We start from the raw sequence: 15,022 nt of genomic DNA, 5'->3' as shown, positions 1-15,022 counted from the left end.
TCGAGACTGCAGGCGTAGTCATGATGACACAGACCCCCGCGCAACCCGGCTTGATTTCCCTGCAAGGCATCGGCAAGCGCTATCAGCTCGCCGGGCAAGAATTGAGCATTCTCAATGACGTGTGCCTGTCCATCGCCCGCGGTGACAGCTGCGGCATTCTCGGGGCCTCTGGTTCCGGCAAAAGCACCTTGCTCAACATCCTCGGCCTGCTGGACCTGCCCAACTGCGGCCAGTACCACTTTGCCGGCCACGATATTTTCAACGCCACCCCCGATGAACTGGCGGCGATCCGCAACCAGCAGATCGGCTTCGTGTTCCAGAGCTTCAACCTGCTGCCCCGCCTGAGTGCCCTGGACAACGTCGCGCTGCCCTTGAGTTATCGCGGCGTGTCACGGCATGAATCGGTGGAACACGCCCAGCGCATGCTCGCACAGGTCGGCCTCGCCGAACGCGCCCACCACCGCCCTGCCGACCTCTCCGGCGGCCAGCGCCAGCGCGTGGCCATTGCCCGCGCCCTGGTCGGCAACCCCTCGGTGATTTTGGCCGACGAACCCACCGGCAACCTCGACAGCGCCACTGCCCAGGAGATCATGGACCTGCTGTTGAACCTCAACCGTGAGCAGCAGGTGACGCTGATCATCGTCACCCACGACCCCCACATTGCCGAGCGCCTGGAGCGCAAGATCCTGGTGCGCAACGGCGTGGTGCATGAGGCCGGGCGCCCATGAGCCTGCGGGTCGAGCAGAGCCTCAGCCAGTTGCTGCACGAAGCCTTTATCAGCCTGCGCACCCTGGGCAAGCGTTCGATCCTGGCGCTCCTGGGGATCGTCATCGGCAGCTCCTCCGTGGTGGCGTTGATCAATATCGGCCACAACGCGGCGGTAGATGCGGCGATGATTTTCAAGGACATGGGCACCGACACCCTCATCGCCCAGTTCCCGCCCAAGGGCAGCAGCAACGTGCCGATGCGCACACAGCTGGACCTCGACGCGGTGCGCCACGCAGTGCCAGGCATTGCCCATATCGGCGCGCTCAGCCTGTTCAGCGGGCCCATCGTTTTTCATGGGCGCACTACCAATGCGAGCTTTGTCGGCAGTACTGCGGGGATCCAGGACGCCATGCGCCTGGCGCTGCGTGAGGGGCGCTTCCTGTCACCCTTCGATGCCAACGAAACCTACGGGGTGATCGGCGACCAACTCGCCCAGGCCCTCGGCACGCCGGGCGACCCGCTGCAACTGGGCGACCGTGTGCGTATCAACGATTACCTGTTTCTGGTGGTGGGCATCCTGCACAACCAACCCCGGGCCATGCTGATGCCGGTGCAGGCCAACGAATCGCTGTTTATTCCCGCCGAAGGCATGCGCCGCATCTACGCCACCCCGCAGATCAACAACCTGATCATCCGCGCAACGCCTGGGCAAGACATGGAACGCATCGCCAGGGACACCGTCGCCGCGTTGCAACCCCAGCTCACTGATCATGACGTCGACATCACGGTACCCCAGCAAATGATCGATGGCATGACCCGCCAAAGCCGCACCTTCGCCTACCTGCTGCTGGCCCTCGGCGCGATCTCCCTGGTGGGCGGCGGTGTGGGGGTGATGAACGTGATGCTGATGAACGTCTCGGAACGCCGCCGTGAGATCGGCATCCGCATGGCCCTGGGCGCGCGCCAGCGCGACATCCGCAACCTGTTTTTGCTCGAAGCGGTCACCCTCACCGCCGTGGGTGCGCTGTGCGGCGCGGTGCTGGGCATGACCGCTGCCTGGCTGTATGCGTGGCTGTCGGGCTGGGCCTTTGCCTTGGCAGTGGCTGCCCTGCCCCTGGGCGTTGGCAGTACGTTGCTGGTGGGTTTGTTTTTTGGCATTTACCCGGCGGTGTCGGCCTCACGCTTGCAGCCGGTCGAGGCCCTGCGCGATGAATAAGTACCTGCTACTGCTGATGCTGATCAGCCTGCCGGGCATGGCCGCCGACGTGGTCATCAACCCCCAGGCACCGAGCACCACCCGAAGCGGCTACGAGCGTAGCGTCTCGCTGAATGCCCAGGCCACCACCATGACCCTGGGCGACGCGGTGTACCTGGGCCTGCGCAATAACCCGGCGATCCGCAGCGCCTACCTGCAACGGGTGGCGCAGAAGTTCGACCTGCGCGTGGCCGAAGACGTGTTCAACCCCAAGCTCACCCTCAACAGCTACTACCGCAGCACCCGCGGCTCCCAGGACAACGCGCGCAACGCCAACGTCGCGCCCACCAGCAGCCTGCTGGGTGAATACGGCACACGCTTGAGCATGGCCTGGACACAGCAGTTGAACAACGCCAACCGCGCCGGCCGCTACCGCAGCGACGGCCTGGACCTGGCGATCATCCAACCGCTGATGCGCGGCGCCGGCTGGGATGCCACCACCGCACCGCTGCGCCTGTCGCGCCTGGCCGAGCAGGCCAACCGCCTGAACCTCAAGGCTACCGTGGCGCAGACCATCAGCCAGATCATCGCCACCTACCGCGAGTTGCTGCGCGCCCAGGAACAACTGGTGATCGTGCAGGAAGCCCTCAAGCGCTCCACGACCTTGCTGGAGGTGAACAAGGCGCTGATCAGCGCCGGGCGCATGGCCGAGTTCGAGATCGTGCAGACCGAGGCCGATATCGCCACCCAGCAATTGGGCGTGGAAGAAGCCCGCAACCAACTCGACACCAGCCGCCTGGCGTTGCTGCGCCTGCTGGCCCTGGACCTGTCGACACCGGTGCGCGCCACCGAGGCCCTGGAAGCCAGCCCCATGGAGATCGACAAACGCCAGGCCTTCAACCTCGCGCAAAACCAGCAACCGGAATACCTCGCCGCGCTACTCGGCAGCCAGCAGGCCGACCTAAACCTGGTGATCGCCAAGGATTCCGGGCGCTGGCAGGTGGACCTGGTGGCCGGCGCCAACCAGATACGCGCCGCCACCGATAACGACGACGGCCATAACAATAACCGCACCTGGGACAGTTACGCCGGGGTGCAAGTGCAGATCCCCATTGGCGATATCAGCACGCGCCAGGCCGAAGTGCGCGCGCGGGTAAATGTGGAGGATCAGGAAATCCGCATCACCGACGCCCGCCAGGAACTGGAGCGCAACGTCAACAATGTGGTGCGTGACCTCGGCACCCGCTGGCGCCAATATGAAATATCCAAGCGTGCCGTGGAGTTGTCGCGGCGCAAGATCGAGATCGAGCGGGAAAAACTCAGCGCCGGGCGCTCCACCAACTTCCAGGTGCTGAGCTTCGAGACCGACCTGCGCAACGCCGAAAATGCCCAGCTCAATGCGCTGATCGCTTATTTGAACGCCCAGACCCAGCTCGATCTGACCCTGGGCATGACGCTGGAAAGTTGGGAAATCGCCCTCAATGACTACTAATAAAAAATTGCTGATGGCCGTTGCCTTGATCCTGTTGCTGGCCGGCGCGGCAGTCAGCCTGCTCAGCCAACGCGGCGGCGCCGAGCCAGCGAGCACGGCCGAGCAGTGGCTGGCCGTCAAGCCCGACCCGCTGGTGCACCAGATCGGCCTGGTGGGCAAGATCGAGCCGCAGACCACCGTCACCCTGACGGCACCGTTCGACGGCAATGTGCTGGCTAACCTGGTCGAACAAGGCCAGCGCGTCGAAGCCGGCCAGGTCCTGTTACGCATGGACCCAGCGACGCTTGAAGTGCAACTGCGCGACGCCCTCTCCGCGCAACTCAAGGCCCGGCGCACCGTGCAGGAAATGCAGGACTGGGGCAGCAGCCCCACCGTCAGCCGTGCCCGTCGCAGTTTACGCACCGCGGAAATGACCGCGGGCAACACCCAGCGCAAACTCACCGAGAGCGAAAACCTGTTCAAGCGCGGCATCATCCCGCGCAACGAACTGGATGACCTCAAGCAGCAGACTCAGCAGCAGCAACTGGACCTGGCGGCGGCGCGCAGTGAGCTGCAACAAGCCCTGAATCAAGGCCAGGGCGAATACCGGCAGATCGCAGAGATGGAGCTGACCAATGCCACAGTGAAGTACGAAGCCTTGCAAACACTGCTCGAAGGCAAGGAGGTCAAGGCGCCCTTCTCCGGCATCGTGGTACCGGCCCCCGGCAGCACCAACACGGCTCAAGGTGGCGGCAACAACAACGCGCCGGTGCAGGCCGGCAGCAAGGTCAGCCAGGGCCAGGTGCTGTTCGGCCTGGCCAATATCGAACAGTTGAAAATCGTCGCCAAGGTCTCAGAGATGGATATCAACCAGTTACGTCAGGGCCAGGCCGTAGAAGTGATGGGCGATGGCTTTGACGGCGAGCGGCTGACGGGTTCGGTCAGCGTGGTCAGCGGCTTGGCCATCGCCAGCGACAGCCAGGGCAGCGCGCAGTTTCCGGTGACCTTGTCGATCCCCAAGCTGACACCGCAACAGTTGCAGCGGGTGCGCCTGGGCATGAGTGCGCGCTTGACTATCGTCACCTACAACAATGACCAGGCGATCGTGATTCCCAGCCAGGCGATCCAGGCGGACATGACCGTGGCGTATCGGGCGGCGATGGATAAACCGGTAGAGCGAGTGAAGGTCACCACCGGGCAATCGACGCCGCAGGGGGTTGAGGTGTTTGGGCTGAAATCCGGCTTTGTGAAAATATCAAGATAAAAGCAGATCAAAATGTGGGAGCGGGCTTGCTCGCGAAGGCGGTGTGTCAGTCACTGCATCTGTTACTGCACGACCGCTTTCGCAGGCAAGCCAGCTCTCACATTCAGGGCTTTGTCAGCCTGGCGGCCAGTGCCTTGGCCTGCAGCGCCACATCGGTCACCGCCGTACTTTCCCACCACATCCCCCGCAACGGCGGCCCCATGGCGAACAGTCGCGGGCTGACCTGCCCATGGGCATCCAGCACCGCCCCCGTTGCATCCGCCGCGATCCCCAGCGCCAATGGCCCAGGCTGGACCAACCCGCGCTTGAGCAATTGCTGCGGCAAAGGCCGGGCCACCCGCCGCCAGTCGTATTCGATGCCGCTGGAATTGATCAGCGCAGCGCCCACAACCTGATTGATCATCTCTTCACCCCGGTAGCGCAGCGCAATGGCAACCCCCTCTTGCGACGGCACCAAGCCCTTGAACGACGCCGCATGAATCCGCAGCCGCCCTTCCCCCTGCAAGCGCTCCACCAATTGCGCACTCATTGGCGGCGAACGGTGATGGTGGCTTTCCCACCAGGGACGCACATGCCGCACAAACTGGCGTTTCTGAGCCTCAGTGGCCTGGCTCCACAGGCGTGCTATGTGCACACGCACCGTGTCCAGCGGTGCCTGCCAGTCGATGCCTTGCTCCAGCGCGAGCTGGCACTGGCGTCGCACCTCACGCAGCAATTGTCGGGGGCTGCTCAGGCGGTGGTCAGCGGCGAGGAAGTCGTTCCAGCTCGGCGGTTGCCGGCGTACATGGGGCAACAAGCCGTGGCGCGAAAAAACCTCGACAGGCCCGCGATGCCCGGCCTGTTCCAGGGAGACCACGGCATCGACCATGGTCAGGCCCGAGCCGATGATCAGCACCGTCGATTGGGGGGCCAATTGGGTCATTGCGCGTACATCCCAAGGATCCAGCGCAGCGGCGTTCAAACCTGTGGATTCGGTTTGCGGGGTGCGTGCCGCCGGGAACATGCCGGTGGCCAATACCGCACAGGCGCCGCGCAGTTGCTCGCCAGTATTGAGAGTCAATAACGCTGAGGTTGCATCGACTTGAAGGTCCACCGCTTCGGCGCGGATGTGCTCGACGATCGATGTGGACCGCGCCTTGGCTTGCGCCAAGCGCTGCTGGGCGTACAGGCCAAAAATCCCCCGCGGCGGGAACAGTTCGCTGATGAGCACATGCTGTTGATACGACTCGGGCCATCCCCCGGCGCTGAGGTAGTCGGTGAGCCACTGAGTGAGGTCGTCGGCATTGTCTGGGTCAACGCTCATGCGTGCGGCATTGCCGTTCAGCGTATGGCCCAATTCGACTGCGCTGTAGGCTTCGCCACGCCCCAGTTCAGCGCGAGGTTCGACTATCAGGATGCTCCGCGTGCCCGGTAGGCGCAGCAGTTGCACGGCCAGCATCGTACCGCTCAGGCCGCCACCGATGATCAGTACATCAGCATTGCGGGTTGATTGACTCATGCCGGTTCACCCCTGAGTGTTGTTCAAATCACCACATTTCGAACAAATCGCACCGCCGCGTCCCCAGCATTGCGATAAGCATGGGGCTGGTGGCTGGCGAACATAAAGAACTCTCCTGCTTCGATAACATTTTCCTGATCACCTATCACCAGCGTCAGGCTGCCCTCGAACACAAACAGCTGTTCGCTCCAGCCTTCCAGGTCAGGGTCTGGGCAATAGCGATCACCGGGCTCAAGCCGCCACTCCCATAATTCGACCTCACGCCGTGCCGTGGCCTTGGCCAGCAACACCGCCTTACTGCCGACAATCTCGCCCGCCCATGCCAACTCGTTGATACGGCTATGATCGCGCACATCCGGCGCCTGGATCAGGTCACTGAACGCCACGTCCAACGCTTCGGCGACACGGTCCAGGGTCGACAAGCTGACGTTCTTCTCCCCCGCTTCAATCGCCACCAACATGCGCCGGCTGACACCGGATTTTTCCGAGAGCGCGGTCTGGCTCAAGTCGGCGGCATGGCGCAGGCGACGAACGTTCTGGCTGACGTGCTGCAGGACCGAGGCCCGTTGCGGATTTTCTTTGTGCACTATATTGCTCAATAGGTAGGTGTGCGCAGTATACTGCCCAGCGTGCGGCGCATTGTGCGGTCCGTGCTTTCCCCTTGCAAGACCGAGCCGCCATGACCGCCCCGAACTCCCCTTCGCGTTTCAACCGTTTCAGTAAAGCCGAATGCATCCTGGTGGTGATCACCATGATCTGGGGCGGCACCTTTTTGCTGGTGCAGCACGCCATGGCCGTCAGCGGGCCAATGTTCTTTGTCGGCCTGCGCTTCGCGGCGGCGACGATTGTGGTGGGGCTCTTTTCCTTGCGCACCCTGCGCGACCTGACCCTGTTCGAACTAAAGGCAGGGGTGTTTATCGGTGTGGCAATCATGTTCGGCTATGGTTTGCAGACCATCGGCCTGCAAACCATCTTGAGCAGCCAGTCGGCGTTTATTACCGCCTTGTATGTACCCTTCGTGCCGCTGTTGCAGTGGCTGGTATTGGGCCGTCGCCCCGGGTTGATGCCCAGCATCGGCATCATGCTGGCGTTTGCCGGGTTGATGCTGTTGACCGGCCCGGCGGGGGCTTCGCTGAACTTCAGCCCAGGTGAAATCGCCACGCTGATCGGTGCAGTGGCAATAGCGGCCGAGATCATCCTGATCAGCGCATTTGCCGGCCAGGTGGATATTCGTCGGGTGACCGTGGTGCAACTGGCCACCGCCTCGGTGCTGTCGTTCATGATGGTGGTGCCCATGGGCGAGGCGTTGCCGGGCTTTTCCTGGCTGCTGCTGTTCAGTGCCGTGGGCCTGGGCTTGACCAGTGCGGTGATCCAGGTGGCGATGAACTGGGCCCAGCAAAGTGTGTCGCCAACCCGGGCAACGTTGATTTATGCCGGTGAGCCCGTGTGGGCAGGCGTTGTGGGGCGAATCGCCGGGGAGCGGTTCCCACCGATTGCGATGTTGGGGGCGGTGCTGATTGTGGTGGCGGTGATTGTGAGCGAGTTGAAGACCAAGGGGCAGAAGGCCGTTGAGTTGGCAGAGGCGTTGGAGGAGGAGCGGCAGGGATAGTTTGCGATCAACAGTAACCACGATGCGAAGCGAGCCGCTCTTGCTCTTGATCTGCTTTTGATCTCAGGCGCCCCGTCAAACCACGCTGGCCGGAATTCGACAGGGATTTGGGGGGTAAACCGGCAGGGATGCCGGTTTAGCCGCCCCGCGCCATGGATGGCGCGTGGCGGCGGCCCCCCAAATCACTGGCGGATTACGGGCACACCGAGCCTAAGCGAGGTGCCGAGTGGTGGGGCAAGAGCGTTTTGCTTACTTTTGCGCTGTTCAAAAGTGAGCCGCCGTCAGGGCGGAACCCTAAGTGGCTGTTACCTAAATAACGGATATGTACCCGGTCCAACTGTGTTGACTGTTAGGCCGCCTTCGCGAGCAAGCCCGCTCCCACAGTTTGACCGCGGGGTGCCAGGGAGATGGGTGTCGGCTGTCAGGCCGCCATCGCAGGCAAGCCAGCTCCCACAGTTGGATTGTGGGGTGTCAGGGAGATGGGTGGCGGTTGGCAGGCCGTCACGGGAGCAAGCTCCCTCGCCACAGGTACGGCCTCGCTGCAGATAACGGCGCCCACAGAGGTCAGCATTTCAATTCAAGGGCAGGTCCAAACAGTGCCAAATGGGAAGTTTCAGCCTACCTTGTAGGATCCTGCCACATCTTGGCGTTTGGTGATCGTGAAAGCGGCACGTATGATGCATCCCAAACTCCCGCAGATTAGAAGCCTATGTCCCTGATAGTTCTACTGCTTCTGCCTTTTATCGGCAGCTGTCTGGCGGCCTTGCTGCCGCATAACGCACGTAACACCGAATCCCTGTTGGCCGGCCTTGTGGCACTGGTCGGTACTATTCAAGTCGCCCTGCTCTACCCCCAGATCGCCCACGGTGGCGTGATCCGCGAAGAATTCATGTGGTTGCCCAGCCTTGGGCTGAACTTCGTGTTGCGCATGGATGGGTTCGCCTGGCTGTTCTCGATGCTGGTGCTGGGCATCGGCACGCTGGTGTCCCTGTATGCGCGCTACTACATGTCACCGGACGACCCGGTGCCGCGTTTCTTTGCTTTTTTCTTGGCGTTCATGGGCGCCATGCTGGGCCTGGTGATCTCCGGCAACCTGATCCAGATCGTATTCTTCTGGGAACTGACCAGCCTGTTCTCGTTCCTGCTGATCGGCTATTGGCACCACCGTGCCGATGCGCGCCGTGGTGCGTACATGGCGCTGATGGTCACCGGCGCAGGTGGCTTGTGCCTGTTGGCGGGGGTGATGCTGCTGGGGCATATCGTCGGCAGCTATGACCTGGACCAGGTGCTGGCGGCGGGCGATCAGATTCGCGCGCATTCGCTGTACCCGGTCATGCTCGCCCTGGTGCTGATCGGCGCCTTGAGCAAAAGCGCGCAATTCCCCTTTCATTTCTGGCTGCCCCACGCCATGGCGGCACCGACACCGGTTTCGGCCTACCTGCACTCGGCGACGATGGTGAAGGCCGGCGTGTTCCTGCTGGCCCGCCTGTGGCCATCGCTGTCCGGCAGCGAAGAATGGTTCTGGATCGTCGGCGGTGCCGGCGCCCTCACTCTCCTCCTCGGCGCTTACTGCGCCATGTTTCAAAACGATCTCAAGGGCCTGCTGGCCTATTCCACCATCAGCCACCTCGGGCTGATCACCCTGCTGCTGGGTCTTAACAGCCCACTGGCCGCTGTTGCCGCCGTCTTCCATATTCTCAACCACGCCACCTTCAAGGCTTCGCTGTTCATGGCCGCGGGCATCATCGACCACGAAAGCGGCACGCGGGATATCCGCAAGCTCAGTGGCCTGGTGCGCCTGATCCCGTTTACCGCGACCCTGGCGATGGTCGCCAGTGCGTCCATGGCCGGGGTGCCGTTGCTCAATGGCTTCCTGTCCAAAGAGATGTTCTTTGCCGAAACCGTGTTTATCTCGTCGACCCAATGGGTGGAAATCGCCCTGCCGCTGATCGCGACCATTGCCGGCACATTCAGCGTGGCCTATGCCCTGCGCTTTACCGTCGATGTGTTCTTCGGCCCGCCCGCCACCGACTTGCCGCACACGCCCCACGAGCCGCCGCGCTGGATGCGCGCACCGGTTGAGCTGTTGGTGTTCACCTGCCTGCTGGTGGGGATTTTCCCGGCCCAGGTGGTCGGCTCGATCCTTGCCGCGGCCGCCCTGCCGGTGGTGGGCGGTACCTTGCCCGAATATAGCCTGGCGATCTGGCACGGCTGGAATGCGCCGATGATCATGAGCCTGGTGGCGATGACCGGCGGCGTGGTGCTGTACCTGCTGCTGCGCAAGCAACTCAAGCGTGGCCGCTTCGAATACCCACCGCTGATCGGCTACTTCAACGGCAAGCGCGGTTTCGAGCGCTGCCTGGTGGTGATGATGCGCGGCGTGCGCCGCATCGAGAAACGCATCAGCACCAAGCGCCTGCAAACCCAGTTGTTCCTGTTGGTGCTGCTGGCAGTGATCGGCGCAATGATCCCGATGATCAACAGTGGCCTCAGCTGGGGCGACCGCCCGAAAATCCCGGGATCCATCGTCTTCGTCACCCTGTGGCTGCTGGCGATTGCCTGCGCACTGGGTGCCGCCTGGCAAGCCAAGTACCACCGGCTGGCGGCCCTGACCATGGTCAGCGTGTGCGGCCTGATGACCTGCGTCACCTTCGTATGGTTCTCGGCACCCGACCTGGCCCTCACCCAACTGGTGGTGGAAGTGGTCACCACCGTGCTGATCCTGCTGGGCCTGCGCTGGCTGCCACGGCGGATCGAAGAAGTCTCGCCACTGCCCAGTTCGCTGCGCAAGGCGCGTATCCGCCGCCTGCGTGACTTGCTGCTGTCCACCGCAGTCGGCGGCGGCATGGCGCTGTTGTCCTACGCGATGCTGACCCGCCAGACGCCCAACGATATCTCCTCGTTCTACTTAAGCCGTGCCCTGCCCGAAGGCGGCGGCAGCAATGTGGTGAATGTGATGCTGGTGGACTTCCGGGGCTTCGACACCCTGGGCGAAATCACTGTACTCGGCGCCGTGGCGTTGACGGTTTACGCCCTGCTGCGCCGCTTCCGCCCGTCCAAGGAAAGCATGGAGTTGCCGCCCCAACAGCGCCAACTGGCGCCGGACGTGGCGACCGATCTGGTCAACCCACGCCAGGCCAGCGACACCGCCCTGGGCTTTATGATGGTGCCGGCGGTGCTGGTGCGCCTGCTGCTGCCGATTGCGCTGGTGGTGTCGTTCTACCTGTTCATGCGTGGCCACAATCAACCGGGTGGTGGTTTCGTCGCCGGGCTCGTGATGTCGGTGGCGTTTATCCTGCAATACATGGTCGCCGGTACGCAGTGGGTCGAGGCGCAGATGAGCCTGCGGCCGATGCGCTGGATGGGCTTCGGCCTGCTGTCGGCGACCTTGACCGGGCTGGGTGCGCTGTTCGCCGGTTACCCGTTCCTCACCACACATACCTGGCATTTCAGCCTGCCGCTACTGGGGGACATCCATATCGCCAGTGCGCTGTTCTTTGACGTCGGCGTGTACGCCATGGTCGTGGGCTCGACCCTGTTGATGCTTACCGCCCTCGGCCACCAGTCGGTGCGCGCGCATAAACCGAGCAACCAGCCCAAAGTGGTTGCTGCAACCGAAGGAGCCGCCTGATGGAAGAAGTCATCGCAATAGCCATTGGGGTCCTGGCGGCCTCCGGCGTCTGGTTGATCCTGCGGCCTCGGACGTTCCAGGTGGTCATGGGTTTGTGCCTGCTGTCTTACGGCGTCAACCTGTTCATCTTCAGCATGGGCAGCCTGTTTATCGGCAAGGAGCCGATCATCAAGGACGGCGTGCCCCAAGACCTGCTCAACTACACCGACCCACTGCCCCAGGCCCTGGTGCTCACGGCCATCGTCATCAGCTTCGCCATGACCGCATTGTTCCTGGTGGTGCTGCTGGCATCCCGGGGCCTGACCGGCACTGACCATGTGGACGGCCGGGAGCCCAAGGAATGACGTGGATGAATCAACTGATCGTCGCGCCGATCCTGCTGCCGCTGCTCACCGCCGGGCTGATGCTGATGCTGGGCGAGAAACGCCGCCCGCTCAAAGCCCAGATCAATCTGTGCTCCAGCATCGTCGGCCTGGGCGTTGCCGTGCTGCTGTTGTACTGGACGCAACAGGGCGGCCCCGGCTCCATTGGCGTGTACTTGCCGGGCAACTGGCAGGTGCCGTTCGGCATCGTGCTGGTGGTGGACCAACTGTCGGCGATGATGCTGGTGCTTACCGGGGTGATCGGCGTCAGCGCGCTGCTGTTCGCCATGGCGCGCTGGGACCGTGCGGGCACCAGCTTCCATGCCCTGTTCCAGATCCAACTGATGGGGCTGTATGGCGCCTTCCTCACCGCGGACCTGTTCAACCTGTTCGTGTTCTTCGAGGTGCTGCTGGCGGCCTCTTACGGTTTGATGCTGCACGGTTCCGGCCGCGCGCGGGTGTCGTCGGGGCTGCATTACATTGCGATCAACCTGCTGGCGTCGTCGCTGTTCCTGATTGGCGCGGCGATGATCTACGGCGTCACCGGTACGCTGAATTTCGCCGACCTGGCGTTGAAGATCCCGCTGGTGCCGGAGGCCGATCGCGGCCTGTTGCATGCCGGTGCGGCGATCCTGGCGACGGCGTTCCTGGCCAAGGCCGGCATGTGGCCGCTGAACTTCTGGCTGGCGCCCGCCTACTCCTCGGCCAGCGCGCCGGTGGCGGCGATGTTCGCGATCATGACCAAGGTCGGCGTGTACACCGTGCTGCGCCTGTGGACCCTGCTGTTCTCCGGCCAGGCCGGCGCCTCGGCGCTGTTTGGCGGCGACTGGCTGGTGTACGGCGGCATGGCGACCATCATTTGCGCGGCACTGGCGATGGTGGCGGCGCAGCGCCTGGAGCGCATGGCCAGCCTGAGCATCCTCGTGTCGGCCGGGATCCTGCTGTCGGCGGTCGGGTTTGCCCAGCCGAGTCTGACCGCAGGAGCGTTGTTCTATCTGGTCAGCTCCACCCTGGCACTGAGTGCGCTGTTCCTGCTGGCTGAATTGATCGAACGCTCGCGCTCGGCCAACGACCTGCCACTGGATGAGGAGATCGATGCGCTGCCCAAAGCCATGGAATCCCTGCACCCGCGTCCCGGCGTGAACCTGGACGATGAGCAGAAAGCGGTGATCGGCCAGGTCATCCCCTGGACCATGGCCTTTCTCGGCTTGAGCTTTATCGCCTGTGCGCTGCTGATTATCGGCATGCCGCCGCTGTCCGGGTTTATCGGCAAGCTCAGCCTGTTGAGCGCGCTGATCAATCCACTGGGCCTGGGCAACGCCGTGGATGAGTCAATCCGCCCAGCGGCCTGGGGCCTGGTGGCGCTGCTGATTCTCTCTGGCCTGGCCTCGCTCATCGCTTTCGCCCGCCTCGGCATCCAGCGCTTCTGGACCCCGGAAGAACGCCCATCACCGCTGCTGCGCCGCTACGAATGTGTGCCGATCTTTCTGCTGCTGGGGTTGAGCATCGCGCTGACCTTCAAGGCCGAGGCGCTGATGCGCTACACCCAGGCCACCGCCGACAGCCTGAACAACCCGGAACACTACGTGATGGCAGTGCTCGCGACCCGGCCAGTGCCCAGCCCTGAAGCCAAGGCCGCCGCCCTGGAGGTGCAACCATGAAGCGTCTGTTCCCGGCTCCCTGGTTGTCGTTGGCGTTGTGGGTGTTGTGGCTGGTGCTGAACCTGTCGATCAGCCCCGGCAACCTGCTGCTGGGCGCACTGCTGGGCTTTCTTGCGCCGCTGATGATGGCGCCGTTGCGCCCGCTGCCGATCCGCATCCGCCGCCCTGGGGTGATCATCCGTCTGTTTTTCCGGGTCGGCCTCGACGTGATCATCTCCAACCTTCACGTGGCCTGGGGCGTACTCACCTGCGGCTCACGCCCACCGCGCTCGCGCTTTATCAAGATCCCCCTGGACCTGCGCGACGCCAACGGCCTGGCCGTGCTGGCGATGATCACCAGCGTGACCCCCGGCACCGTGTGGTCGGAACTGGCCCTGGACCGTAGCATCCTGCTGCTGCACGTCTTCGACCTGGATGACGAGGCCTCGTTTATCCAGCAATTCAAGCACGCCTACGAACGGCCCCTGATGGAGATCTTCGAATGAGCGCCCTGCTCGCCAATGCGATCCTGTTCAGCCTGTTCCTGTTCTCCCTGGCCATGGTGCTGACCCTGGTGCGCCTGTTCAAAGGCCCCTCGGCCCAGGACCGGGTACTGGCGCTGGACTACCTGTACATCCTGGCGATGCTGATGATGCTCACCCTGGGTATCCGCTATGCCAGTGACACTTACTTTGAAGCGGCGCTATTGATCGCGCTGTTCGGCTTCGTCGGCTCGTTCGCCCTGGCCAAATTCCTGCTGCGTGGCGAGGTGATTGAATGATGCCGTTATGGGTTGAAATTATCGTGGCGGCGTTGCTGCTGCTCAGCAGCCTGTTTGCCTTGATTGGCGCGATTGGCTTGCTGCGGATGAAAGAATTTTTCCAACGCATGCACCCGCCGGCACTCGCCTCGACGCTGGGGGCGTGGAGCGTGGCGTTGGCGTCGATCATCTACTTTTCAACGCTCAAATCCGGGCCGGTGTTGCACGGCTGGTTGATTCCGATTTTGCTCGCGATCACCGTGCCGGTCACCACACTGCTGTTGGCGCGAACCGCCCTGTTCCGCAAACGCATGGCCGGCGATGACGTCCCCGCCGAAGTCAGCAGCCGCCGCTGATTCATCAGGCGAACGCAGTAAAAATGTGGGAGCTGGCTTGCGATAGCCATAGGTATCTACACAACTTTGGTGCGACGCCGGACCTGTGGCGGGGGAGCTTGCTTCCGTGACGGCCTGACAGCCGGCGCCCATCTACCTGGCACCCCGCGATCAACCTGTGTGCGGGCTTGCTCGCGAAGACGGCCTGACAGCCTACCGGGATTTAGGATCAGACTGAGTACATATCCGTTATGTAGGTAACGGCCACCTAGGGTTCCGCTCTGACAGCGGCTCACTTTTGAAAAGCGCAAAAGTAAGCAAAACGCTCTTGCCCCACCACTCGGCACCTCGCCTAGGCTCGGTGTGCCCGTAATCCGCCAGTGATTTGGGGGGCCGCCGCCACGCGCCATCCATGGCGCGGGGCGGCTAAACCGGCATCCCTGCCGGTTTACCCCCCAAATCCCTGTCGAATTCCGGCCAGCGTGGTTTAACGGGGCGCCTGAGATCAAAAGCAGATCAAGATCAAGAGCGGCTCGCTTCGCATCGTGG

13 protein-coding genes are annotated in these 15,022 nt (G+C 63.0%); 11 read left to right on the top strand and 2 right to left on the bottom strand.

Features of this window, described 5'->3' with window-relative positions; genetic code table 11:
* Positions 1 to 20: 20 nt before the first annotated feature.
* From PSH76_RS10830 to PSH76_RS10815, 4 genes are read left to right on the top strand one after another with little or no spacing between them, the layout of a single operon-like run.
* A complete protein-coding gene (locus PSH76_RS10830) occupies positions 21 to 728 on the top strand; it encodes an ABC transporter ATP-binding protein (protein ID WP_305494069.1) in 708 nt (235 codons plus the stop codon).
* A complete protein-coding gene (locus PSH76_RS10825; RefSeq protein WP_032896635.1) occupies positions 725 to 1,924 on the top strand; it encodes an ABC transporter permease in 1,200 nt (399 codons plus the stop codon). The genes PSH76_RS10830 and PSH76_RS10825 overlap by 4 nt, the downstream gene beginning before the upstream one ends.
* On the top strand, positions 1,917 to 3,395 hold the full coding sequence (locus tag PSH76_RS10820) for a TolC family protein (RefSeq protein WP_305494068.1): 1,479 nt from the start codon (positions 1,917 to 1,919) through the stop codon (positions 3,393 to 3,395). The genes PSH76_RS10825 and PSH76_RS10820 overlap by 8 nt, the downstream gene beginning before the upstream one ends.
* Positions 3,385 to 4,638, top strand: a complete 1,254-nt coding sequence (locus PSH76_RS10815) for an efflux RND transporter periplasmic adaptor subunit (RefSeq protein WP_305494067.1) — start codon at positions 3,385 to 3,387, stop codon at positions 4,636 to 4,638. The genes PSH76_RS10820 and PSH76_RS10815 overlap by 11 nt, the downstream gene beginning before the upstream one ends.
* Before the next feature lie 103 nt (positions 4,639 to 4,741).
* Here PSH76_RS10815 and PSH76_RS10810 read toward each other — a convergent pair whose 3' ends face one another.
* Positions 4,742 to 6,136 carry an FAD/NAD(P)-binding protein gene (locus PSH76_RS10810; protein WP_305494066.1) on the bottom strand — a complete coding sequence of 465 codons (1,395 nt, stop codon included), beginning with the start codon at positions 6,134 to 6,136 and terminating at the stop codon, positions 4,742 to 4,744.
* A 23-nt stretch (positions 6,137 to 6,159) separates the two neighbouring features.
* Positions 6,160 to 6,723 carry a helix-turn-helix domain-containing protein gene (locus PSH76_RS10805; RefSeq protein ID WP_032896627.1) on the bottom strand — a complete coding sequence of 188 codons (564 nt, stop codon included), beginning with the start codon at positions 6,721 to 6,723 and terminating at the stop codon, positions 6,160 to 6,162.
* Positions 6,724 to 6,815: 92 nt separating this feature from the next.
* On the opposite strand from PSH76_RS10805, the gene PSH76_RS10800 reads away from it, so the two are divergent.
* The 7 genes from PSH76_RS10800 to PSH76_RS10770 all read left to right on the top strand — a co-directional run bounded on the left by PSH76_RS10800 (position 6,816) and on the right by PSH76_RS10770 (position 14,494).
* Positions 6,816 to 7,745 (top strand): DMT family transporter, encoded by a 930-nt coding sequence (locus PSH76_RS10800; protein ID WP_305494065.1) that lies wholly within the window; start codon positions 6,816 to 6,818, stop codon positions 7,743 to 7,745.
* A 709-nt stretch (positions 7,746 to 8,454) separates the two neighbouring features.
* Positions 8,455 to 11,376: a monovalent cation/H+ antiporter subunit A gene (locus PSH76_RS10795; RefSeq protein ID WP_032896622.1), complete on the top strand. Its 2,922-nt coding sequence runs from the start codon at positions 8,455 to 8,457 to the stop codon at positions 11,374 to 11,376.
* Positions 11,376 to 11,720, top strand: coding sequence for a Na+/H+ antiporter subunit C (locus PSH76_RS10790; protein ID WP_003192163.1), 345 nt, complete (start codon positions 11,376 to 11,378; stop codon positions 11,718 to 11,720). Before PSH76_RS10795 ends, PSH76_RS10790 begins: the two co-directional genes overlap by 1 nt.
* The gene (locus PSH76_RS10785; protein WP_032896621.1) at positions 11,717 to 13,399 is read left to right on the top strand and encodes a monovalent cation/H+ antiporter subunit D; all 1,683 of its coding nucleotides are present in this window, start codon (positions 11,717 to 11,719) and stop codon (positions 13,397 to 13,399) included. The genes PSH76_RS10790 and PSH76_RS10785 overlap by 4 nt, the downstream gene beginning before the upstream one ends.
* Positions 13,396 to 13,884, top strand: coding sequence for a Na+/H+ antiporter subunit E (locus PSH76_RS10780; protein ID WP_014718934.1), 489 nt, complete (start codon positions 13,396 to 13,398; stop codon positions 13,882 to 13,884). The genes PSH76_RS10785 and PSH76_RS10780 overlap by 4 nt, the downstream gene beginning before the upstream one ends.
* Positions 13,881 to 14,159, top strand: a complete 279-nt coding sequence (locus PSH76_RS10775) for a K+/H+ antiporter subunit F (RefSeq protein WP_003192168.1) — start codon at positions 13,881 to 13,883, stop codon at positions 14,157 to 14,159. The genes PSH76_RS10780 and PSH76_RS10775 overlap by 4 nt, the downstream gene beginning before the upstream one ends.
* Positions 14,156 to 14,494 carry a Na+/H+ antiporter subunit G gene (locus tag PSH76_RS10770; protein ID WP_014718935.1) on the top strand — a complete coding sequence of 113 codons (339 nt, stop codon included), beginning with the start codon at positions 14,156 to 14,158 and terminating at the stop codon, positions 14,492 to 14,494. The genes PSH76_RS10775 and PSH76_RS10770 overlap by 4 nt, the downstream gene beginning before the upstream one ends.
* The last annotated feature ends 528 nt before the right edge of the window (positions 14,495 to 15,022 follow it).

It is taken from the genome of Pseudomonas sp. FP215 (genome assembly GCF_030687795.1).
Lineage (GTDB): Bacteria > Pseudomonadota > Gammaproteobacteria > Pseudomonadales > Pseudomonadaceae > Aquipseudomonas > Aquipseudomonas salmasensis.
This window is presented reverse-complemented; position numbering and strand designations above follow the sequence as displayed.